The organism is Gottfriedia sp. NPDC057948, from assembly GCF_042887255.1.
GTDB lineage: Bacteria > Bacillota > Bacilli > Bacillales > Bacillaceae_G > Gottfriedia.
The window spans coordinates 29,720-53,078 of the sequence record NZ_JBHVPN010000024.1 but is presented as its reverse complement, the minus strand read 5'-3'; the positions used below and the strand labels follow the sequence as shown (position 1 = coordinate 53,078).

Genomic DNA, 23,359 nt, shown 5'->3' with positions numbered 1-23,359 from the left:
CCGAACACGGCAGTTAAGCTCTTTTGCGTCGATGGTAGTTGGGGGTTTCCCCCTGTGAGAGTAGAACGTCGCCTGGTAACGAAAAACATCAGCTAATAGGCTGGTGTTTTTTTTGTATTTACAAACATAAATAAATTTAATGAATCAAAGTGAAATGATGTGAAACTTGATCAATGTATTTAAGCAAAGCTAATTTCACGGATACTTCACTTAAAGGTATTTGTTTAAGTAGCAGTTCTTTCGTGGCACGGAGTTTACCTTATATGGTAATGGGCACCGCATAGGAAGGCTGGCGAAGTAACGAAGAAAATAAGCGTTTGGTGACTAGTCTAAGACTACAAACGAATTGTAGTTCTTTTATAGTAGTTGAAAGGAACAAAAATTAGGTCAAAGTAGGAAAGTGGTATCATGTTAGAAAAAAATATTTAAAGCATAGAGCACAAAATTAGAACTATTTTCATATATTACAAAAAAAAAGGCCCTAATTTGTATAAAAAGTTTTTAATTTGCAAAACTATATAATAAACAAAATTGTTTAATCAATCGTAAATTGCACTCAGAAAAACACTTAGAGGAGGAATAAAGGTGAATGGTTTATCAAAATGTATAGTTTGTGAAGAGAAAAAGGAACATGGCATTCATATTATTGAAGCATTCGTTTGTGAAGAGTGTGAAAAGAAAATCGTAAAAACTGAAACAGACGCACCTCTATACAATTCCTTTGTAGAGAAGTTAAGATGTATTAGTACGGTGAAAGAAGAAATTGCGAATTAGAGATTAGCACGAGCGTAATAGACTAATAGTAGTAGTCTAATAAGTTTTTGTAAGTTAAAATAAGATATAAAGTGAAGGACCGATTCTATATACAGGTACCTCTGCCATAATTTATTACTGTTTGGTCACCCCTTTAGTGACTAGGCCTTTAAGTAATGGAGAGAACTTGTAAATATAATCGGTTTTTATATTGTCTATAAAATATTGGTTTTCGAATTAGGTAGTTGTATTAAAATGTCGAAAAGTATGTTTGGAATGTTTAAATTAAAACCCAATAAAAATATTCTAATATAACAATACATACAAATAAATTGCATAAATTAAAGGAAGCGTTATTGATGAATAAAATACCATTACTGAATGCACTGAAACAGTTTGTAAATAAAGAAACAATATCTCTACATGTTCCAGGTCATAAAAATGGAAAGCACACTTTTATAAATGAATTAGGATTACCCAATATATTAAATTATGATGCTACGGAATTAAATGGCTTAGATGATTTACATTACCCTTCAGAAGTAATCAGTGAGGCTCAAAAAATGTTAGCGAAAGCATACAATGCAGAAGAAAGTTTCTTTTTAGTAAATGGATCAACTGTGGGTAACCTAGCTGCAATTTTAGCGTTATGTGGCGAAAATGACGAAGTATTGGTACAACGCAATTGTCATAAGTCAATTTTTCATGGTCTTTTACTTGCTGGAGCTAAGCCTATATTCTTGCCATTAGATATTGATGAAGAGTTAGGACAGCCACTTGGGGTAAACAGTGAGCAATCGATGAATGTAATAAAAAATTATCCAAAAGCAAAAGCAATCATTTTAACCAATCCTAATTACTATGGAATGTCTCAAAATTTAAAAAATATAATTGAGTTGGCTCATAGTATGGAGATCCCAACGATCGTGGATGAGGCGCATGGAACACATTTTATAATTGGGGAACCTTTTCCAAATGATGCGCTCTCTATGGGTGCCGATATTGTCATACAATCAGCGCATAAAACTTTGCCTGCAATGACAATGGGTTCCTATTTACATATAAAATCAAAACTTGTTTGCAAAGATAAAGTAAGAGAAATGCTGAGAATGCTACAAAGTAGCAGTCCTTCTTATCCAATCATGGCTTCCTTAGATTACGCAAGGAGTTTTGTCGAAACATTTTCTCGTGATAAGGTGAAAATACTTCAAAAGAAAATTGCCGAATTTATAAAAGAAGTTAATGATTTATCTAGTATCCAAATTGTTACATCAAGTCGTATAAACTATACACAAGATTTACTAAAAGTAATCGTAAAAAGTAAAAAAGGACAGACGGGTAAGCAATTACAGGAAATATTTGAGAATGAGGGAATCTATTCTGAGCTATCAGATTGGGGACATGTTCTGTTCATCCTTCCGCTAGATGAAAGAATGGATTTTAATGACCTTATTAATCGAATAAAAAAAGCAATTGAATCGATGGCTTATATTGAAAATAAACAACCTAAGCTTAATATACCTAATTTTGTGAGTACAGTTTTACATAGTTACGCTGATTTAAAGAAAAAAAGGAAGTTGGTAAAAGATTTGGCAGATTCGGTAGGAGAAATCTCTGCAGAAAATATTGTTCCTTATCCACCAGGAATTCCAATTTTACTAAAAGGTGAACTAGTTACTACTAAGCATGTTGATTATATTCATGATGTATATCAATATGGAATGACGATTCAAAATTTGATTGAAGATAAAAATTTACAAATTGAAGTATTGGTTTAGGAGGAAACACACTTGAAATCTTTATTTATTACATTTGAAGGACCAGAGGGTGCAGGGAAAACAACAATTATAAATATGATATCGGAAGAACTTCGTAAAAAAAGTGTAAATTTTATATCCACTCGTGAACCAGGTGGTATACGGATCGCTGAAAATATAAGAAATATTATATTAGACACAGAGAATATTGAAATGGACAAGCGTACGGAGGCACTACTTTATGCTGCTGCAAGGAGACAGCATTTAGCCGAGAAAGTAATCCCTGCATTGGCAGAAGGAAAAATCGTGTTGTGTGATCGATTTGTAGATAGCTCGCTTGCATATCAAGGTGTCGGTAGAGGAATCGGAATAGATGAAATTTATAATATCAATCAATTTGCAATCGATGGTTTAATGCCTGATTTAACAATTTACTTTGATTTAGACCCTAAAGTTGGGCTAAATAGAGTTCACCAAGCAGATGAGAGAGAAATCAATCGACTGGATTTAGAAGAACTAGATTTTCATTTGAAAGTTCAAAGTGGATATGCTGAAATCATGAAGAGAGAGCCTTGGCGCTTTAAACGAATTGATGCATCAAATCAGGTCGATCAAGTATTTAATGATACTTTGAATGTCATTTTAGAAAAAATAGAAGAAATTTAATTATTTACAAAAATTGATTACATGAACAATAACGTGACGGAACTGGTATAATAGAATAAGAAGAATACTTTCGGAACTTAACTGGGAATTACTTGCATCAATAGAGAATTTAGGCCAAAAGTTAGGCTTAATCTATTGGTAAAACGATTTAAAAAAAACGATACAATTTAAAAATATCATTGATTAATTTATAGATATAAGTAGGTGTAAACATGAAAACATCTTGGGAGAAACTAAGCGAGCGTCAGCCAGTTGCCACAAAAATGTTAAAAAATGCAGTAATTAAGAACAGGGTAGCTCATGCTTACTTATTTGAAGGCCCAAGAGGAACTGGTAAACGCGAACTTGCATTATACTACACAAAAGTATTACTATGTGAGAATGTGAGTGGCGCTACACCTTGTGGAACTTGTCGTAATTGTAAGCGTGTGGATTCTGGTAATCACCCAAATGTTTATGTAATTGAGCCCGAAGAAGCCTCAATAAAGAAACATCAAATTCAACAATTACAAGAAGAATTCTCTAAAACAGCTGTTGAATCAAATCGGAAAATTTATATAATAGACCATGCTGATCGAATGACGACAAATGCAGCTAATTCTTTATTGAAATTTTTGGAAGAGCCGGTCTCAATTACAACTGCATTCTTATTAACTGAACAAGTACAACAAATTTTGCCAACGATACAATCTCGCTGTCAATCTATCCATTTTAATCCATTACCAACAAAATATTTTGAAGAACATTTAGTTAATATAGAGCTTCAATCAAACATAGTACCATTATTAGCAAGATTAACAAATAGTGAGGCAGTCGCACTTCAAATTGCTGAAGAAGAATGGTTTGCACAAGCTAGAGATTTAGTGATAGAATTATATGAAGCATTATTAACGACAAAAAAAGATAGTCTTCTAGTCATACAACAAAATGTTTCTCGTCATTTTGATACGAAGGAACAGTTGCAAATGATGCTTGATATGCTTGTATTAGCCTTTAAAGATATGCTATATATATATGCTGAGCAAGATCAAAATGTTGTTTTTAAAAATGAAGAACCATTAATGAGACAAGCATCAAATCGTATTTCATTAGAGAAAATAACCACTTGTTTAGAAATCATCCTTTTTGCTAAAAAGCGATTAACATCTAACGCAAATATGTTAATGGTTTTAGAGCAAATGATTATAGAGCTACAGGAGGGATTGTAGATTGTGTACGAAGTAGTCGGAGTACGTTTTAAAAAAGCTGGTAAAATCTATTATTTCGACCCAAATGGATTAGCAATCCCTAAAGATACTTTTGTCATCGTTGAGACGGTGAGAGGGATTGAATTTGGAAAAGTAGTTGTGCCAAATAAAAAGGTCGGAGAAAATGACGTAGTCCTTCCGTTAAAAAAAGTTATGCGATTAGCTGATGAGCATGATCGTTTGATTGTTGAAGAGAATAAACAATCAGCTAAAGAAGCTTATGAAGTTTGTTCTAGTAAAGTTATGCAACATGAACTAGACATGAAATTAGTTGATGTCGAATATACATTTGACCGAAATAAAGTCATCTTTTATTTTACAGCAGATGGTAGAATAGACTTTAGGGAATTAGTAAAGGATTTAGCTGCAGTATTCCGTACTCGCATTGAATTAAGACAAATAGGAGTACGTGATGAAGCTAAAATGCTCGGTGGGATTGGGCCTTGCGGTAGAATGTTGTGTTGTTCAACATTCTTAGGTGATTTTGAACCAGTATCCATTAAAATGGCTAAAGATCAAAACCTTTCTCTTAACCCGGCGAAGATTTCAGGACTTTGTGGCCGATTAATGTGCTGCTTAAAGTATGAAAATGACGAGTATGAGGCTGCAAAAGAACAACTTCCAGACTTAGAGGATATCATCAAGACAGCAGAAGGTCCTGGAAGAGTAGTAGGATTGAACATCTTAGAAAGAGTTATTCAGGTAGAATTGATCAAAAAAGAACGCGTTGTGGAGTTTACCCTAGATGATTTAATTCACGAGGGAGTCGTGTCAATACAAACCACAGATTAAGAGGTGGTAAGATTGGACAAGAAGAATATATTCTTATCTCTTTCCAATATGGAAGAACAAATTCAAGATTTATCAACACAGCTTAGTGATTTAAAACAATATATTGCTGAGCTACTAGAAGAAAATCACTATACGAAAATTGAGAATGATCACTTACGAGAAAGATTAGGTCTAAATAAACGTATAGAAGAAAAAGAACAAATAAAAGACTTAAAGAAGAAAAAGGTACAAAAGGATAAGGATCTTGGGGAAGGCTATGATAATTTAGCAAGATTGTACCAAGAAGGTTTCCATATTTGTAATCTACATTATGGAAGCGTACGTCATGGTGAGGACTGTCTGTTTTGTTTATCCTTCTTTGATAAAAAGTAATGGTAGGCTATTCCGGAAGAAGCGAGCGATTACCTTTTTAGAAAACAGTTATGAAATAAGCTGTTTAAAAAGGGAAAGTGCGCTGGTTCCAAATGGAATAGCTTCTTTTTATGCATTGCTAGTTAATTGTTATCTAATTAGGCAATGCTAAAAGTTAATATTGGTATGAATTTGAAAGGAACTAATTATGCTTAAAGGTGACGAACGCTTAGATTACTTATTAACCGATGATATGAGGATTATTCAAAGTCCATCTGTTTTTTCATTTTCATTAGATGCAGTTCTTTTGTCGAATTTTACATATGTCCCGATCCAAAAAGGTACAATTGTTGATTTATGCTCTGGAAATGGTGTTATTCCATTAATGTTACACCGAAGATCTAAAGCAAATATAATAGGTGTAGAAATACAAGAGCGACTATATGATATGGCTAAAAGAAGCATTGAATATAACAAGTTAGATGAAAAAATATCAATGATTCATGACGATTTAAAAAATGCACCAGATAAAATAGGTAGAGAATTTGTAGATGTTGTTACATGTAATCCACCTTACTTTCAAGATATTCCGACTTCTGAACAGAATATGAATGAGCATTATGCAATAGCGAGACATGAGATTAAAACGAATTTAGAAGAAGTAATCAATGCAAGTAAACAACTTTTGAAGCATGGTGGAAAATTAGCGATGGTTCATCGTCCAGGACGTATGTTGGATATTGTTACAACAATGCGTAAACATGGTATTGAGCCGAAAAGAATTCAGTTTGTCTATCCGAAAATGGGAAAGGAAGCTAATACACTTCTAATTGAAGGTATTAAAGGTGGTAAGGCTGACCTTAAAATTTTGCCTCCGATTTACGTATATGAGGAAAATAACGAGTATACGGATCAGTTAAAGGAAATTCTATATGGAAGATCATAAACACTATTTATACGTGCTAGAATGTTCAGATACAACTTTCTATGCAGGGTATACAACAAATATTGAGCGTAGAGTAAAACAGCACAATGATGGAAAAGGTGCAAAGTATACAAGGGGTAGGACACCTGTAAATTGTATATTTTTTGAGGAGTACCCAACTAAAAGAGAAGCGATGCAAGCGGAATACGCTTTTAAGCAATTATCAAGAGAAAACAAAGAACGATATATGAGAGGAGGTACGAGTAATGATTAAAAGTCAAAAGAGCTTCTTAAATGAAGAATTAGGCTGTCTTTATTTAATACCAACCCCTATTGGTAACTTAGAAGATATGACGTTTAGAGCGGTACGAATACTAAAAGAAGTGGATTATATTGCAGCGGAGGATACTCGTAACACGAAAAAGCTTTGTAATCACTTCGAAATACCAACGCCATTAGTGAGTTATCATGAGCATAATAAAGAAAAAGCAGGGTTAAAGCTTGTAGAAGACTTGAAACGAGGATTAAAAGTTGGATTAGTAAGTGATGCAGGAATGCCATGTATAAATGACCCAGGTTATGAGCTTGTAAAACTTTGTTTAGAAGAAGGTATTTCAGTCATTCCTTTACCTGGTGCAAATGCTGCTTTAACATCTTTAATATCATCTGGACTACCTACTGATTCGTTTTTATACATAGGATTCTTGTCACGTCAAAAGAAAGATAAGAAGAAGCAATTGGAACCATTAAAGGGACAACGTAGTACAGTCATTTTATACGAGTCTCCACACCGTTTAAAAGAAACGTTACACGTTATTCTTGAAGTATTAGGTGACAGAAAAATTGTACTTTGTAGAGAATTAACAAAGAAGTTCGAAGAGTTTTTACGTGGGACAGTTAGTGATGCAATAGACTGGGCAACGAATGAAGAAGTACGTGGAGAGTTTGTTGTTGTTTTAGAAGGGGCATCTGAAGAAGATGTGAAAAACAATGAGGAGTGTTGGTGGCAGGAACTAACCATTAACCAGCATGTCGATTGGTACATAAATGAAAAAAATGAAAAAAGTAAAGATGCAATAAAACTTGTTGCGAAGGATCGTTCATTAAATAAAAGGGATGTCTACGCGGAATATCACGAGATTTAATAAGGTTTAAAAATGAAGTTAGGCTGTCTTATTTATTTGTAATTCTCTACTCATTTTTACTAGCTTTTAGAGAATGCAATTAAAATAGGCAGCCTCTTCAATTTAATTATTATCAGCTATAAATTGTTCAATCTCGAATTTTAGAAGTTCTGCGCCTTTTTTACTTAAAACAATTTTGCCATCAGCAACCTCAAGATTATTTTGAGAAATTTCTCCCGTCATCATACAAGTCATATTTGGTTCATACTTTTTTAGGATAATTCGATCATCCTGAACAAATATTTCAAGTGTGTCTCTTTCAGTGATATTTAGTGTTCTTCTAAGTTCAATTGGAATGACTACACGGCCAAGCTCGTCTACCTTACGGACAATTCCTGTAGATTTCATAATTAATCCTCCTATATAAAGTTTTTATGAAAATAAATGTACTATGTAGTCCAAAAGACAGAGCTACATAATGCTTCTATGCCAAAATGGGTTAATTAAAGAGAAAATGTATGTATATTTATGAGAAATAATAGAAATAGATGTTACTATTGTGTAAAATTTAACTTGTAAAATAAGTATGAAGTTGTAATAGTAGATGGGGATATGCAGATAACTCATTTTTCATTTTATAATGAAATGCAAAATCATGCGAATAATTTAGTGTCAATATTTAGAAATTTTTGAAGGAGGAGTTTTGGTCAATGAGTAATAAAACTTTTTATATTACAACCCCAATATATTATCCGAGCGGAAAATTACATATAGGTCATGCTTATACGACTGTTGCTGGGGATGCAATGGCTAGATATAAAAGACTTCAAGGCTTTGATGTTTTTTATTTAACGGGTACAGATGAGCATGGTCAAAAAATTCAACGTAAAGCTGAGGAATTAAATATCTCGCCTCAAAAATACTTAGATGATATCGTTGTTGGAATTAAGGACCTATGGACAAAATTAGATATTTCTTATGATGACTTTATCCGTACGACGGAAAGCAGACATAAAGAAATTGTTGAGAAGATTTTCAAGCAATTACTTGATCAAGGTGATATTTATTTGGACGAGTATGAGGGTTGGTATTCTGTACCGGATGAAACATATTATACTGAAACACAAATTGTTGATCCACTATATAATGAAGAAGGAAAAATTATTGGTGGTAAGAGTCCGGACAGCGGTCATCCAGTAGAGCTAGTTAAAGAAGAGTCATATTTCTTTAAAATGAGTAAATATGCTGACCGATTACTGAAGTATTATGAAGAAAACCCAGAATTTATTCAACCTGAATCAAGAAAAAATGAAATGATTAACAATTTCATTAAACCAGGTTTAGAAGATTTAGCTGTCTCACGTACTTCATTCGACTGGGGTGTAAAAGTACCTGGTAATGCTAAACACGTAATTTATGTTTGGATTGACGCTTTATCTAACTATATTACAGCTTTAGGATATGGTTCAGATAATGAAGAAAACTATAAAAAGTATTGGCCTGCGAATGTTCATTTAGTTGGTAAAGAAATTGTACGTTTCCATACGATTTATTGGCCGATTATGTTAATGGCATTAGACTTACCATTACCTAAAAAGGTCTTTGCTCACGGATGGTTATTAATGAAAGACGGCAAGATGAGTAAATCAAAAGGAAATGTTGTAGATCCAGTAGTATTAATCGACCGATATGGCTTAGATGCTCTAAGATATTATTTATTACGTGAAGTTCCTTTTGGATCAGATGGTATTTTTACACCAGAAGGATTCGTTGACCGTATTAATTTTGATTTAGCAAATGATTTAGGTAATTTATTAAATCGAACAATTGCAATGATCCAAAAATATTTTGAGGGTAATATTCCTGCAGTTAATGGAACAGTAACTGATTTTGATGAAAACCTTCAACAAGTGGCAAAGAACACGAAGGAAACTGTGGAAGCAGCAATGGAAAATATGGAGTTTTCAGTTGCATTAACAAATATTTGGCAGTTCGTTAGTCGTACAAACAAATATATTGATGAGACACAGCCGTGGGTACTTGCTAAAGACGAAAGCCGTGTAAATGAACTAGCTTCGGTAATGGCACATTTAGCTGAGTCTTTACGTCAAGTTGGGATTTTATTAAAACCTTTCTTAACTCAGACTCCTGCGAAAATTTTCACTCAGTTAGGACTAGTTGATGAAAAGATTCTTTCATGGGACAGCCTGAATGAGTTTGGAGCAATTCAGGAGGATACGAGAGTACAAAAGGGTGAACCAATTTTCCCACGTTTAGAGACAGAGGTTGAAGTTGCATATATTAAAGAACAAATGCAAGGTACTGTAAAGCCAGTGGTAGAAGAGAAAGTGGAAGAAACTGTTCCTGAAATTACAATTGATGAGTTCTTTAAAGTTCAACTAAAGGTTGCTGAAGTAAAAGAAGCTGGTGCAGTAAAAGGAGCAAAAAAACTTCTAAAACTTCAATTAGATTTAGGAAATGAATTAAGACAAGTTGTATCAGGTATAGCGGAATACTATAAACCAGAAGACTTAATTGGTAGAAAAGTGATCTGCGTAACGAATTTAAAACCTGTAAAGCTAAGAGGGGAACTATCCGAAGGGATGATCCTTGCAGGAAGTATTGAAGGTAAGCTATCACTTGCAACAATTGATCAATCATTACCAAACGGTACTATTATTAAATAATGTTACTAGGAAAAGTATTTCGTGTAAAAACTAACATGAAATACTTTTCTTTTTTTGTTTTGTTTTACTGAAATAATTGTTGTATTCTGCAGAAAATTGTAAAAATATCATAAGAATCACAAATATGATAATATTTTGTTGATTTATGGCAGATGTTAACAAGTTATTGTTAAAAAATGTCACTATATGAAGAAAATATTACAGGTTGATTACAATAGTAAACTAAAAAAATTATCAGAATTTTGTTTCAAAAAGTAAGAAAGTCTTGATATAACATGGTATTAATTTAAAACATCTTTAAAAATTTATTAGAAATTGCTTAATATTGACTGTTTCTTTTTGTAACGGAATTGTTAACTGTGCGTTAGGTAAGAAATTTTACGGTATGCTAGACTAAATCTCAGATGAGCAAAGGGGAAGTAAAAATGCTTTTTGATACACATGTACATTTAAATGCAGATCAATACAAAGAAGACCTTGAAGAAGTAATTAGTAGAGCTCTGGAAGCAGGAGTTGTTCATCAAGTGGTTGTTGGCTTTGATCGACCAACAATTACGAAAGCTATGGAATTAATTGAGAAGTATGATTTTCTTTATGCAGCTATTGGCTGGCATCCAGTTGATGCAATTGACGCAACTGAAGAAGATTTTGAATGGATTAAGGAATTATCAAAACATCCTAAAGTAGTAGCAATTGGTGAAACTGGATTAGATTACTACTGGGATAAATCTCCAAAAGAAATCCAAAAAGAAGTATTTCGCAAACAAATTCAATTAGCAAAAGAATGCGGACTACCGATTGTCATTCACAATCGAGACGCAACAGAAGACATTGTAACCATTTTAAAAGAAGAAAATGCATCAGAAGTAGGTGGCATCATGCACTGCTTCGGCGGAAGTGTGGAAACTGCAAAAGAATGTATTAAAATGAACTTCTATATTTCATTAGGAGGACCTGTTACATTTAAGAATGCAAAAAAACCAAAAGAAGTTGCGACAGAGATTCCGTTAGAAAATCTATTAATCGAAACGGATTGTCCATACTTAACACCACATCCGTATAGAGGAAAAAGAAACGAACCTAGCTATGTATCACTTGTTGCTGATGAAATTGCACGTTTAAAAAACATATCAGTTGAAGAAGTTCAAAAACGAACTTTCGAAAATGCGTGTAATATCTTTCAGATTAACAAATGATCTCATGAACTAGTACGAATACATAATATTCGTCACAGTTCACGTATGAAGAGTTGAAGAATTTGTCGAAAGAAAACTCTTCTACTTCTAAATCTAGTAAACATACATTCAGTAGAGTAGAAGCACTAGTTAATAGGTTTGGAGCTAGTCAATCTTTTTTCTCAGGCGAAAAGGAGGAGTAAAATCGTGATAGACGCGAATAGGTTACTTTCTAGACTTGGGAGTAGTAAAAAACTAGCAGTACAACTTGCAGGAGCTTTAGTTTTCACTGGATCAGTAGGTACAGGAGCATATGAGGGACTTAAAGAACAAGTAACTCTTGAGGTAGACGGGAAGGAACAGGTTATTCAAACACATGCAAATACTGTGGCTGAATTATTAAAAGAACAAAATATTAATATTACGAATGCAGATGAAATATATCCGTCAGCCAAAACGAAAATATCAGACGATATGGATATTACAGTTCATTTAGCAAAACCTGTTAAACTTACGATCGATGGGCAAGAAAAAGTCATTAACACAACTGCTCAAACGGTAAAGGAATTATTAAAGGAACAAAATATTAAGATCAATCCTGATGATGTTATAATGCCTGCACTGTCAACACCGTTAGAGGAAAATGGTAAGGTATCTTACGAAAAAGCATTCCCTATGGTATTAAATGACGGAGGAGTTTCTAAAAAAGTATTTGCAACTTCGACTTCTGTCGCTGACTTTTTAGAAAAGCAGAACATTACACTAAACGAATTTGACCGAGTTGAACCAGGTGCCGGCGAAATGATCAAACAAAATGATACAGTTCGAGTTATCCGTGTCGAAAAAGTCAACGATGTGGTGGAAGAGCCTGTAGATTTTAAAGAAAAAGAGCAAAAAGATTCTTCTATGTATAAGGATGAATCTTCGGTCATTTCAGAAGGTGTAAAAGGACTTGTTAAACGTAACTTTGAACTGATTAAAGAAAATGGTAAGGTAGTTTCTAAAACGCTAGTTGATGAAACTATTTTAAAAGAACCAGTTGATCGAGTAGTTGCTGTTGGAACAAAGTCTGTACCAACATCAAGTGCATTAGTAAAATCTAGTGCACCAAAATCAAGTAGTAAGGTAAAAGAAATGTATGTTGAAGCAACTGCATATTCTCCTTACGATGCTGGGATGTCTGGTGTAACAGCTTTAGGTATTAATGTTCGTAAAAATCCTAACACAAAACTGATTGCAGTTGATCCAAAAGTGATTCCTTTAGGATCTAAGGTTTGGGTTGAAGGATATGGTGTTGCTATTGCTGGTGATACTGGTGGAGCAATTAAAGGTAGAAGAATCGATATTTTAATGCCTACAAAAGACGATTGTTTTGATTTTGGTCGTCGTACTGTAAAAATTCGTATTATTAGCTAATATTTTTAAAATAGATCGTTGATTGAATGAAAGTAGAAGGATAAGTCCTTCTGCTTTTTTTTATACTACTTTTAAGAGAGTATGAAGTTTTATTATCCTTATGGTATGATTACATATACTTGTATTGGTTGGAGGAACAAATGAAAATTAAAGAAATCATTGTTGTTGAAGGTAAAGATGATACGGCGGCAATTAAAAGAGCTGTGGATGCAGATACAATTGAAACAAGTGGTTCTGCTATAAATAAGGATACTTTAAAATTAATAAAGCATGCTCAGGAGACTCGAGGAGTTATCGTATTTACAGATCCTGATTATCCTGGTCAACGTATACGCTCGATTATTAAGGAGCATGTACCAGGATGTAAGCATGCATTTTTGCCAAAGGAAGAAGCTGTTCGTTCAGGTAAAAAAGGATTAGGAATCGAACATGCTACTAGAGAATCTATTCGAAATGCTTTAATTCATGTTAAGCAGGAATTTATCGAAGTTGAATCTGAAATTACAAAAGAAGATTTAATAGATGCCGGATTAATTGGACATCCCTCTTCAAGTGAAAGAAGAGATAAGCTTGGTAAAATTCTTAATATAGGTTATACAAACGGTAAGCAACTAGAGAAAAGACTGCAAATGTTTCAAATCTCAAAAGATGAATTTGGGCAAGCAGTAAAAAAAGTTTTAATGGAGGAAAAATAATGAAGGATATCGCGACACCTAGTCGAACGAAAGAAATATTAGCCAAGTACGATTTCTTCTTTAAAAAAAGCTATGGTCAAAATTTCTTAATTGATACAAATATACTAGAAAACATTGTAAGTTATGCAGATTTAACTGAAGAAAGTTGTGCAATTGAAATTGGCCCGGGAATTGGGGCATTAACTGAGCAAATTGCTAAGCGTGCTAAGAAAGTATTAGCTTTTGAAATTGATAATAGACTAATCCCAATCTTAGAGGATACACTTTCACCATATGACAATATACAAATCGTTAATGAAGACGTACTAAAGGCAGATGTTGAAAAAGCGATTAATGAGTATTTGCCAAATGAGGTAGATATAATGGTAGTCGCAAACTTGCCTTATTATGTAACGACACCAATTATCATGAAGCTATTAACAGAAGGATTACCAATCAGAGGAATTGTTTGTATGTTGCAAAAAGAAGTAGCTGACCGTATAGCTGCTAAGCCGGGAACAAAGGATTATGGTTCACTCTCAATAGCTATACAGTTTTATACACATGCTTCAACTGTTATGACTGTACCTAGAACAGTCTTCATGCCACAGCCAAACGTTGATTCTGCTGTTATAAAGCTAATAAAACGTGAAGCACCAGCAGCTGAGGTAATTGATGAATCATTCTTTTTTGAAGTAGTTAGAGCAAGCTTTGCTCAAAGACGAAAAACATTAAATAATAATTTATTAAATAACTTTTCACATCTAAAAAAGGATAAAGCAATACTTGAAGCTTGTCTTCTAGAGGCCGGTATTGAAGGAACAAGAAGAGGAGAAACTTTATCAATTCAAGAATTTGCAACATTAAGTAATAGTCTATATAAACAAGTAAAATAAAAAATAGATGATTATAAGCTAATTTACCAACTAGTTTGTAATCATCTTTTTTATTTGCTCCCTTATTTTAGTTCTGGTGCCCTACAAAAGTTAAATAAACCTTCTTTTCACCCTTTTTTTTGTCCATACATAATCTAAAAAAAGAGAGCGAACTCGTAGTGTACTTAAGCAATTTTGGAGGGGAAGGCATGTGAATATTAATGTAGGGGATATAGTAGAAAGAGCATCTTATAAATATGACCTAGTTTTTCGAGTAGTGGAGGTAAAACAAATCGGGGATGAAGTCATTGCTGTTCTATATGGTGACGATTTTCGTTTAATTGCTGATGCGCCTTTATCTGACCTGCGAGTAATCATTGAATCAGAGTATCGAGAAAAAGGTAAAAGATCATCTGTTCAAATTGAGGAAAACTACAAACTATTTAAAAGAGAAGCCTTGGAGCAAAAAGAAAAAAGAAGATTTCAAGCAACAAATGGATATAGAACAGAAGTAAATCTTTTTCAAATACCAGGTCGGGTTCTTCACATCGATGGAGATCCAATATATTTAAAAAAATGTCTTGAAATGTATAATAAGATGGGTGTTCCCGTTGAGGGAATCTATTGTAAGGAAACAGAATTACCAACAAAAATTGGTTATTACTTAGATCATTATCGTCCCGATATACTAGTTATAACTGGTCATGATGCATACACAAAGGCAAAAGGGGTCGTTACTGATATAGAAGCTTACAGACATTCAAGATATTTTGTCGATGCTGTAAAAGAAGCGCGAAAAAAGGTTCCATCTTTAGACCATCTTGTAATTTTTGCTGGGGCATGTCAATCTCACTTTGAAGCGATTATACGTGCAGGAGCAAACTTTGCAAGCTCACCGACTAGGGTAAACATACATGCATTAGATCCTGTTTATGTCGTTGGGAAGATAAGCTTCACATCATTTATGGATCGAGTAAATGTTTATGAAGTGGTTCGTAATACAATTACAGGTGAAAAGGGACTAGGCGGAGTAGAAACAAAAGGAATTTTAAGAACAGGGCTACCTTTCCAATCGATGGAAGAGGAGTAAGGAAAAGATTTTCTACATTAACGAGAAAACTCGTATGTAGAAAATCTTTTTTTTATTTTCATACATAAATTTTCTGATTTTCACAAATAATAATCGGGTGTTTTTAAAAAAATATTGACAGGTAACCAGTATCGTTGGTATAATTTTATCTTTTTTGACTTAGTTTACATAAGATGGTATACTTGTCATAGTGAGGTGGTATGAAATGGCAAAAAAATTATCTGAAATAAAGGATACTTTAGATAGTCATGTTGGACAACGACTTACATTGAAAGCAAACAGCGGACGTAGAAAGACTGTGGAACGTTCCGGTGTATTAGCAGAAACATATCCATCCATATTCGTAGTACAATTAGATCAAGAAGAGAACACATTTGAACGCTTATCTTTTAGTTATGCAGATATTTTAACAGAAACAGTTGAATTGTTTTTCTGTGATGACCATACAAGTGGACTGATGGCGAATGGGCAGTAGAATTTTCTACTGTCCCTTTTCTTTTTTTTATTCATGAAATTAAACAGATTTACACATACTAACAATGTCGAAGTGGAAAAAGGGGGTTGCTTTTTTTGGGTAGAAGAAAAAGAGGTATAATGTCACAGAGTTTTAAAGAGGAACTTGCAAAAGATCTTGGTTTCTATGACGTCGTTCAAAAAGAAGGCTGGGGAGGCATTCGAGCGAAGGATGCCGGCAACATGGTTAAAAGAGCAATCGAATTAGCTGAGTTACAATTATCTAATAAGCAACAATAAACAATCTTCACTTCGACAAGCGATTTTGTCTACACATCAAACCGAAGCTAAATGCTTCGGTTTTTGTGAATCTTCCCAAAGAAAATTTAATGTTCTAGCTCACTTTCATTGGGGTACATTTTTCTTATGAGTTAATTATGATACAATAGCAAAAAAGTAAGTGTTCATAAGAAGGTGAGAAAAGTGAAATTAATGGTGAAGGCTCCTGCGAAAATAAATCTTTCATTAGACGTAGTAGGGAAAAGAGGCGATGGTTATCATGATGTAAAAATGATCATGACAACGATCGATTTAGCTGATCGAATCGAATTAGAGCTTATTCAAGAAGATAAGATTGTCGTTACATCACACAATCGTTACGTGCCAGATGATCAACGCAATTTAGCTTATCAAGCTGCGATGCTACTCAAAGAAATGTTCGGAGTTAAATTAGGAGCGCATATTTTTATTACTAAAAATATACCAGTTGCTGCTGGTTTAGCCGGAGGTAGTTCAGATGCTGCGGCGGTACTAAGAGGTCTAAATAAGCTTTGGAATTTAAATTGTTCGTTAGATGAATTAGCGGTAATTGGTTCTAAAATCGGGTCGGACGTATCATTTTGTGTTTACGGAGGAACAGCTATAGCTACAGGTCGTGGCGAAAAAATCGAACATATCGATACACCACCGCCTTGTTGGGTTATTCTAGCAAAACCAACACAGGGTGTTTCAACAGCAACTGTTTATCAAAAGCTTAAATTAGATAATATTCAACATCCTGATGTAGATCGTATGGTTAATGCCATTTCGAATAAAAATTACGACGATATTTGTCTGTCATTAGGAAATGTATTAGAAACAGTTACACTGCAATTACACCCTGAGGTTGCAATGATTAAGGATCAAATGAAACGTTTTGGTGCAGATGCTGTTTTAATGAGCGGAAGTGGTCCTACAGTATTCGGATTAGTTCGCCATGATTCTAGGATGAATCGTGTTTATAATGGATTAAAAGGTTTCTGCGATCAAGTATACGCCGTTCGGATGTTAGGTGAAAGGGAAAAACTTGATTAAAAACGAATATTATTATAAAATTTTTATAAAATATTCGTGATTTGAGGTGCTGCATGAAAATTAGAAGAAGCTCTCGTCTTGTAGGTATGACACACTATTTGTTGCATCATCCACAACAATTAGTATCTTTAACATTTTTTGCTGATTTATATGCGTCTGCTAAATCATCAGTAAGTGAAGATTTAGGTATTATTAAGCAGACGTTCGAACAGCAAGGAATTGGGACACTACTGACTGTGCCAGGAGCAGCTGGTGGTGTAAAGTATATTCCTAGTATTAGTAACCAAGAAGTAAATGCAGTAATTGAAGAATTATGTGAACTACTTCAAAAACCAGACCGAGTGTTGCCCGGTGGATACTTATACATGACTGATATATTAAGCAATCCTAACTATGTTAATAGTGTAGGCCGTATGTTTGCATCTATATTCAGTAATCAAAAAATAGATATCGTTATGACAATCGCAACAAAAGGAATCCCTTTAGCATATGCAGTTGCAAACTTTTTAAATGTACCAGTTGTAATTGTTCGTCAAGATAACAAGGTTACGGAAGGATCAACAGTAAGTATTAATTATGTATCTGGTTCTTCAAAACGTATACAAACTATGTCATTGGCAAAAAGAAGCATCGAGGCAGGTTCAAATGTTTTAATTATCGATGATTTCATGAAAGCTGGTGGAACGGTTACTGGTATGAAAAATTTGCTTAAAGAATTCCAGGCAAATGTTGCAGGAATTGGTGTATTAGTTGAGGCAGTAAATATCGAAGAAAGATTAGTTGAAGATTATATTTCACTTGTAAAGTTATCTGAGGTAAATGAAAGAGAACAGCTTATTCGAGTTGAAAGAGGCAATTTCCAAGAAGAATCATTTATTAAAACTGAAAGCTTATAGTCATTAAATAGATAAGCTAATTGTATATAATGAAGAAGGGGAAGATACATAATGCAATTAATTCATACTGATCATGCACCAAAAGCAATTGGACCATATTCTCAAGCAATAATCGCTAATGGATTATTATATACTTCTGGACAAATTCCTTTAACTGTAGAAGGTAATATTGTAGAAGGTGGAATTGAGGAACAAACAAAGCAAGTGTTTGCCAACCTTAAGGCTGTTCTAGAAGAAGCTGGAACAGATTTATCAAAAGTTATTAAAACAACGGTATTTTTAAAAGATTTAACAACTTTTGTTGATTTTAATGCAATTTATGAAGAGTTTTTCAATGGACACAAACCTTCAAGAAGCTGTGTCGAAGTTGCAAAACTACCTAAAGACGTACTAGTAGAGATCGAATGTATCGCATTAGTATAAGACAAAAACCTGAAATTTTTTTCAGGTTTTTTTTATTGTGTGGAAGTATTATTTAGTCAATATTCAAAATAGAAAATAAATGAAATTAACTAGTTGTGAATTTCGTTGGTATTATGTTGAGCATTTATTAATCCAACTTCTTCATTTTTTTATGATTTGAGCGGTTTTATAATATCAAACTGTAGTTGTTGTTTATTCTTGAGAAGTTAAAAATATTTAAGAGCTAATTTTTAGAAAAACAAGTTCAATGATAGTTTATTAAAATGTTCGATATTGATTGACCCATAAACTGATTAATAAACAACTGTTAGATTACTCTAAGTAAAGGCTATTTGATTAGTTTTTTATTGTAGACTTTTTTGATGAATAAGTTAATTGGAGCGGATGTTGATCGACTCCTATGGGATAAGCGGGAATCCTGAGACCCCGCAGGCTCGCCGAGGAGACGAAAGAATCTCGCCCCATGGAAAGCGAACATCCTGTAGTGGAAATCAACCACACCCGACTCCTTTTACGAAAATTTGATATTTAATTGACAAGATTGTTTTTTAACAGCATGAAAAAAACTGAAATTTCTTCAGGTTTTTTTTATTTTCATTAAAATTCAATTAAAATCTTCCGATAAATAAGTTAAGGACATTACTTTAGTAAACTTTTGTAAAAATTAAATAATTTAAATAAAAATTTTCCAAAAAGAAGGAAATTATTGATAATTGTTGAAACTTACTAATTATGGTTTAAGTTGATAAAGGTGGTGAACAAGATGGAAGTGACAGACGTAAGACTACGCCGCGTAAACACGGAGGGTCGAATGAGAGCTATCGCATCAATTACATTAGATCATGAATTTGTTGTTCATGATATTCGCGTAATCGATGGTAATAACGGTTTATTTGTAGCAATGCCAAGTAAACGTACTCCGGATGGAGAGTTCCGTGATATCGCTCATCCGATTAACTCTTCAACTCGTAGCAAAATACAGGATTCTGTATTAGCTGAATATCACCGTGTAGGTGAGTTGGAAGAAGACTTTGAAGAAGCAGGTGCTTCTTAAAAATATGACCAAAAAGAACCCATTAATGTATAATGGGTTCTTTTTTTATGGTATAATAAAATGGATTTATTTTGTGGAAAAATATTAAAATTAGCATTTTGAGCTACCAGGTATAGGTATTTAGATTGATGGAGGATGACTATGTCAAATAAATATGCGATTGTTCTAGCTGCGGGAAAAGGTACTAGAATGAAATCAAAATTATATAAAGTACTTCACCCTGTTTGTGGGAAACCTATGGTTCAACATGTTGTAGACCACGTAATGTCAGTTGGTGTACAAAATATTGTAACTGTTGTAGGTCACGGAGCGGAATTAGTTAAAACACAAATAGGTGATCATAGCGAATATGCTCTACAAGCTGAGCAATTAGGTACTGCACATGCTGTTATTCAAGCGGCGCCAATGTTAAAGGATAAAGAAGGAACTACTTTAGTAATCTGTGGTGACACACCATTAATTTCACCTGAAACAATTCAATCTTTATTCGATGAGCATGAAAGATTACAGGCAAAAGCTACAATTTTAACAGCCCACCTTGAGGATTCAACTGGTTATGGTAGAATAATTAGGGGCGAAAATGGGTCTGTATTAAAAATTGTTGAGCATAAGGATGCAAGTCCAGAAGAGCTAACAGTTCAAGAAATCAATACAGGTACATATTGCTTTGATAATAAAGCATTATTTGAAGCATTAAATGAAGTAAACAATAATAACGCTCAAGGTGAGTACTACTTACCAGATGTTATTGAGATACTAAAAGCAAAAGGCGAAATAGTAGCTGCTTATAAAACAGCAAATTTCGATGAAACATTAGGCGTAAATGATCGATATGCATTATCTATTGCAGAATCAATCATGCGCAAAACTATAAACAAAAAGCATATGTTGAACGGTGTTACAATTATCGACTCAGCTAGCACGTATATCTCTGCAGATGCAAAAATTGGTTCGGATACAATGATTTACCCTGGTACAATGGTCTATGGAAATAGTATAATTGGGACGGGTAGTACAATTGGCCCGAATACTGAAATTATCGATAGTGAAATTGGTAATGATACAGTTATTAAACAATCAGTTGTACATGAAAGTAAAATCGGTCATTCAACTACGGTTGGACCGTTTGCTCACATTCGTCCGGCGTCAACATTAGGTGATGAAGTTCGAATTGGAAATTTTGTTGAAACTAAGAAAGTTACTTTTGGCAACGGAAGTAAAGCATCACATTTAAGCTATATTGGTGACGCGGAAATTGGTCAAGGTGTTAATCTTGGTTGTGGCTCAATCACTGTGAACTATGACGGTAAAAACAAATTTAAAACAACGATCGAAGACAATGTCTTTGTTGGTTGTAATTCAAATTTAATTGCACCTGTAACTGTGAAAAAAGGTTCATACATTGCAGCTGGTTCAACGATTACTGATGAAGTTCCAGAAGATTCACTAGCAATTGCAAGAGCAAGACAAGTGAACAAAGAAGGTTACTATAAAAATTAATTATAGATAAAAAGAAAAGAAAAAAAGCGGAGGGTACACGAAACATGCCTAATCATTATCCAGACAAGCATTTAAAAGTATTTACTCTAAACTCTAATCCTAAATTAGCTGAAGAAATTGCAAAACACATTGGAGTAGAGCTTGGTAAATGTTCGGTTTCTCGTTTTAGCGATGGAGAAGTGCAAATTAACATTGAGGAAAGTATCCGTGGTTGTGATGTATTTATCATTCAATCAACTAGTTTCCCTGTAAATGAAAGTATTATGGAATTATTAATTATGATTGATGCTTTAAAACGTGCATCAGCAAAAACAATTAACATTGTAATTCCTTACTACGGTTACGCTCGTCAAGATCGAAAAGCTCGTTCACGTGAGCCAATCACATCAAAGTTAGTTGCAAATCTACTTGAAACTGCGGGATCAACTCGAGTGATTACACTTGATTTACATGCTCCACAAATTCAAGGATTCTTTGATATTCCGATTGATCACTTAATAGGTGTACCTATCCTTTCAGATTACTTTAGAAAAAAACAGCTTGAAGATATCGTAATTGTTTCTCCTGACCACGGTGGAGTAACAAGAGCTCGTAAAATGGCAGATCGTCTAAAAGCTCCGATTGCTATCATTGATAAACGTCGTCCAAAACCAAATGTTGCTGAAGTTATGAACATCATCGGTAATATTGATGGTAAAACGGCTATCTTAATTGATGATATTATTGATACAGCGGGTACAATTACACTTGCTGCTAATGCATTAGTAGAGCATGGTGCAAAAGAAGTATATGCATGTTGTACACACCCTGTATTGTCTGGACCGGCAATTGATCGTATCGAAAACTCTTGTATTAAAGAATTAGTTGTAACAAATTCAATTTGTCTTACTGAAGATAAAAAGACTGATAAACTTGTTGAATTATCAGTTGCTGGCTTATTAGGTGAAGCGATTATCCGTGTATATGAAGAGCAATCAGTAAGTACTTTATTTGATTAATATAAAAACTACATCTTTGTTTTGAAACTTATAAGAGGACGTAACCAGAAGTGGTTACGTCTTTTCGTAATATAACCAAGTGAATTAGAATGGAGGATACTAAAATGAAGTTGTTTGTAGGACTCGGCAACCCAGGTAGAGAGTATGAAAGAACGCGACATAATATTGGGTTCATTGCGATCGATGAATTAGCTCACCGTTGGGGCTTTTCATTAACCCAACAAAAATTTAATGGTATTTATACTTCAGGAATTGTGAACGGAGAAAAAGTTTTCTTGTTAAAACCTTTAACATATATGAACTTGTCAGGTGAATGTGTAAGACCATTTATGGATTATTTTAATATTGACATTGAAGATCTTGTCGTTCTATATGATGAAATGGATATTCCAACTGGAAAGCTACGTCTACGTACAAAAGGAAGTGCTGGAGGTCATAATGGTATAAAGTCATTAATTCAGCATTTAGGAACACAAGAGTTCCAACGTGTTCGAATTGGAGTAGATCGTCCATCAAATGGAATGAGTGTTGTAAATCATGTATTATCAAACTTTTTTGAAGAAGAAATAGCTGAAGTAGTTGATGGTGTAAAAAGAGCTGCAGATGCATGTGAATATTTTTTAAAGCATCCTTTCGTGGATGTAATGAATCAATATAATAAAAAATAAAAAACAGGAATTTAAGCTTTCACATTGAATAAGTATAGTTAGTACAATCCATACTGTATATATGAATTTATGTAGTATGGAGGAAATAATGGAATTATTAGATTGTCAGTGTCGGTATTGTAGTAAACAAATGGGGAGTATTGAAAAACAACAGTTGTTACAAGTTTCATCTTCGTATTGTCATTCTTTCGATGAAGAATTAAGCGATTTTGTAAACTTTATTCAATCTCCTAATCAAGTAATTTATATAGTGTGCGAGGATTGCGAAATGACTCTATCTGAGTTTCCACATTACCATGAATATAAGAATTTCATAAATTAAATTGCCTTTGGTTTATAACTGAGGCGTTTTTTCTGTTTTTTCTAGACTCTGTTAAGATGAAGTGTGTGTATCTATCCAAATGACACTTAAAATGGAGCAAATTAAAAAAAAAATAAATATAAACTTCAACTAAGATTATTGTGACTTAGATTGACTGTTA

General features: G+C 33.7%; 26 protein-coding genes and 1 rRNA gene. 26 read left to right on the top strand and 1 reads right to left on the bottom strand.

What is annotated here, in order from left to right; genetic code table 11:
- From rrf to rsmI, 10 genes are all read left to right on the top strand, one after another.
- Window positions 1-77 (top strand): 5S ribosomal RNA (gene rrf, locus ACFVRR_RS24330); the annotation flags it as partial.
- Window positions 78-585: 508 nt separating this feature from the next.
- Entirely contained in the window at window positions 586-774 is a 189-nt protein-coding gene (locus tag ACFVRR_RS22465) for a sigma factor G inhibitor Gin (protein ID WP_286133695.1), read from the top strand.
- Window positions 775-1,112: 338 nt separating this feature from the next.
- On the top strand, window positions 1,113-2,531 hold the full coding sequence (locus ACFVRR_RS22460) for an aminotransferase class I/II-fold pyridoxal phosphate-dependent enzyme (RefSeq protein ID WP_387332788.1): 1,419 nt from the start codon (window positions 1,113-1,115) through the stop codon (window positions 2,529-2,531).
- 12 nt (window positions 2,532-2,543) lie between these two features.
- Window positions 2,544-3,176 (top strand): dTMP kinase, encoded by a 633-nt coding sequence (gene tmk / locus ACFVRR_RS22455; protein WP_387332786.1) that lies wholly within the window; start codon window positions 2,544-2,546, stop codon window positions 3,174-3,176.
- A 212-nt stretch (window positions 3,177-3,388) separates the two neighbouring features.
- A complete protein-coding gene (gene holB, locus ACFVRR_RS22450) occupies window positions 3,389-4,384 on the top strand; it encodes a DNA polymerase III subunit delta' (RefSeq protein WP_387332784.1) in 996 nt (331 codons plus the stop codon).
- A gap of 3 nt (window positions 4,385-4,387) precedes the next feature.
- Window positions 4,388-5,215: a PSP1 domain-containing protein gene (locus ACFVRR_RS22445; protein ID WP_387332782.1), complete on the top strand. Its 828-nt coding sequence runs from the start codon at window positions 4,388-4,390 to the stop codon at window positions 5,213-5,215.
- Between the two features lie 12 nt (window positions 5,216-5,227).
- The gene (yabA, locus tag ACFVRR_RS22440) at window positions 5,228-5,587 is read left to right on the top strand and encodes a DNA replication initiation control protein YabA (protein ID WP_387332780.1); all 360 of its coding nucleotides are present in this window, start codon (window positions 5,228-5,230) and stop codon (window positions 5,585-5,587) included.
- 184 nt (window positions 5,588-5,771) lie between these two features.
- Entirely contained in the window at window positions 5,772-6,512 is a 741-nt protein-coding gene (locus tag ACFVRR_RS22435; RefSeq protein ID WP_387332794.1) for a tRNA1(Val) (adenine(37)-N6)-methyltransferase, read from the top strand.
- Entirely contained in the window at window positions 6,499-6,765 is a 267-nt protein-coding gene (locus ACFVRR_RS22430; RefSeq protein WP_098862334.1) for a GIY-YIG nuclease family protein, read from the top strand. The genes ACFVRR_RS22435 and ACFVRR_RS22430 overlap by 14 nt, the downstream gene beginning before the upstream one ends.
- On the top strand, window positions 6,761-7,636 hold the full coding sequence (gene rsmI / locus ACFVRR_RS22425; protein WP_335448932.1) for a 16S rRNA (cytidine(1402)-2'-O)-methyltransferase: 876 nt from the start codon (window positions 6,761-6,763) through the stop codon (window positions 7,634-7,636). The genes ACFVRR_RS22430 and rsmI overlap by 5 nt, the downstream gene beginning before the upstream one ends.
- Window positions 7,637-7,738: 102 nt before the next feature.
- Here the strand turns inward: rsmI and ACFVRR_RS22420 are convergent, their stop codons facing one another.
- Window positions 7,739-8,023: a transition state genes transcriptional regulator AbrB gene (locus tag ACFVRR_RS22420; protein ID WP_069033946.1), complete on the bottom strand. Its 285-nt coding sequence runs from the start codon at window positions 8,021-8,023 to the stop codon at window positions 7,739-7,741.
- A 302-nt stretch (window positions 8,024-8,325) separates the two neighbouring features.
- On the opposite strand from ACFVRR_RS22420, the gene metG reads away from it, so the two are divergent.
- From metG to ACFVRR_RS22340, 16 genes are all read left to right on the top strand, one after another.
- Window positions 8,326-10,302, top strand: a complete 1,977-nt coding sequence (gene metG, locus ACFVRR_RS22415) for a methionine--tRNA ligase (RefSeq protein ID WP_387332777.1) — start codon at window positions 8,326-8,328, stop codon at window positions 10,300-10,302.
- Window positions 10,303-10,727: 425 nt separating this feature from the next.
- Window positions 10,728-11,498 carry a TatD family hydrolase gene (locus ACFVRR_RS22410; RefSeq protein ID WP_097979274.1) on the top strand — a complete coding sequence of 257 codons (771 nt, stop codon included), beginning with the start codon at window positions 10,728-10,730 and terminating at the stop codon, window positions 11,496-11,498.
- A 186-nt stretch (window positions 11,499-11,684) separates the two neighbouring features.
- A complete protein-coding gene (locus ACFVRR_RS22405; protein WP_387332775.1) occupies window positions 11,685-12,893 on the top strand; it encodes a resuscitation-promoting factor in 1,209 nt (402 codons plus the stop codon).
- A 140-nt stretch (window positions 12,894-13,033) separates the two neighbouring features.
- On the top strand, window positions 13,034-13,588 hold the full coding sequence (gene rnmV, locus ACFVRR_RS22400) for a ribonuclease M5 (RefSeq protein WP_056474503.1): 555 nt from the start codon (window positions 13,034-13,036) through the stop codon (window positions 13,586-13,588).
- Complete coding sequence (gene rsmA / locus ACFVRR_RS22395; protein ID WP_387332772.1) at window positions 13,588-14,463, top strand: 16S rRNA (adenine(1518)-N(6)/adenine(1519)-N(6))-dimethyltransferase RsmA; 876 nt, start codon at window positions 13,588-13,590, stop codon at window positions 14,461-14,463. The genes rnmV and rsmA overlap by 1 nt, the downstream gene beginning before the upstream one ends.
- 190 nt (window positions 14,464-14,653) lie before the next feature.
- Window positions 14,654-15,532 (top strand): sporulation peptidase YabG, encoded by an 879-nt coding sequence (yabG, locus tag ACFVRR_RS22390; RefSeq protein WP_387332770.1) that lies wholly within the window; start codon window positions 14,654-14,656, stop codon window positions 15,530-15,532.
- A 205-nt stretch (window positions 15,533-15,737) separates the two neighbouring features.
- Window positions 15,738-16,007, top strand: coding sequence for a biofilm formation stimulator Veg (veg, locus tag ACFVRR_RS22385; RefSeq protein ID WP_097979271.1), 270 nt, complete (start codon window positions 15,738-15,740; stop codon window positions 16,005-16,007).
- Window positions 16,008-16,126: 119 nt separating this feature from the next.
- Window positions 16,127-16,285: a small, acid-soluble spore protein, alpha/beta type gene (locus ACFVRR_RS22380; RefSeq protein WP_069033981.1), complete on the top strand. Its 159-nt coding sequence runs from the start codon at window positions 16,127-16,129 to the stop codon at window positions 16,283-16,285.
- A gap of 183 nt (window positions 16,286-16,468) precedes the next feature.
- The gene (ispE, locus tag ACFVRR_RS22375) at window positions 16,469-17,338 is read left to right on the top strand and encodes a 4-(cytidine 5'-diphospho)-2-C-methyl-D-erythritol kinase (RefSeq protein WP_097979270.1); all 870 of its coding nucleotides are present in this window, start codon (window positions 16,469-16,471) and stop codon (window positions 17,336-17,338) included.
- 53 nt (window positions 17,339-17,391) lie between these two features.
- The gene (gene purR / locus ACFVRR_RS22370; RefSeq protein ID WP_387332767.1) at window positions 17,392-18,234 is read left to right on the top strand and encodes a pur operon repressor; all 843 of its coding nucleotides are present in this window, start codon (window positions 17,392-17,394) and stop codon (window positions 18,232-18,234) included.
- Window positions 18,235-18,285: 51 nt separating this feature from the next.
- Window positions 18,286-18,657 carry a RidA family protein gene (locus tag ACFVRR_RS22365; RefSeq protein WP_097979268.1) on the top strand — a complete coding sequence of 124 codons (372 nt, stop codon included), beginning with the start codon at window positions 18,286-18,288 and terminating at the stop codon, window positions 18,655-18,657.
- A gap of 763 nt (window positions 18,658-19,420) precedes the next feature.
- Complete coding sequence (gene spoVG / locus ACFVRR_RS22360) at window positions 19,421-19,711, top strand: septation regulator SpoVG (protein ID WP_056474486.1); 291 nt, start codon at window positions 19,421-19,423, stop codon at window positions 19,709-19,711.
- 141 nt (window positions 19,712-19,852) lie between these two features.
- Window positions 19,853-21,211, top strand: a complete 1,359-nt coding sequence (gene glmU, locus ACFVRR_RS22355; protein WP_387332764.1) for a bifunctional UDP-N-acetylglucosamine diphosphorylase/glucosamine-1-phosphate N-acetyltransferase GlmU — start codon at window positions 19,853-19,855, stop codon at window positions 21,209-21,211.
- 44 nt (window positions 21,212-21,255) lie between these two features.
- Complete coding sequence (locus tag ACFVRR_RS22350; RefSeq protein ID WP_387332762.1) at window positions 21,256-22,209, top strand: ribose-phosphate diphosphokinase; 954 nt, start codon at window positions 21,256-21,258, stop codon at window positions 22,207-22,209.
- 104 nt (window positions 22,210-22,313) lie between these two features.
- A complete protein-coding gene (gene pth, locus ACFVRR_RS22345; RefSeq protein ID WP_387332760.1) occupies window positions 22,314-22,877 on the top strand; it encodes an aminoacyl-tRNA hydrolase in 564 nt (187 codons plus the stop codon).
- A 61-nt stretch (window positions 22,878-22,938) separates the two neighbouring features.
- A complete protein-coding gene (locus ACFVRR_RS22340; protein WP_387332758.1) occupies window positions 22,939-23,199 on the top strand; it encodes an anti-sigma-F factor Fin in 261 nt (86 codons plus the stop codon).
- Window positions 23,200-23,359 lie beyond the last annotated feature (160 nt).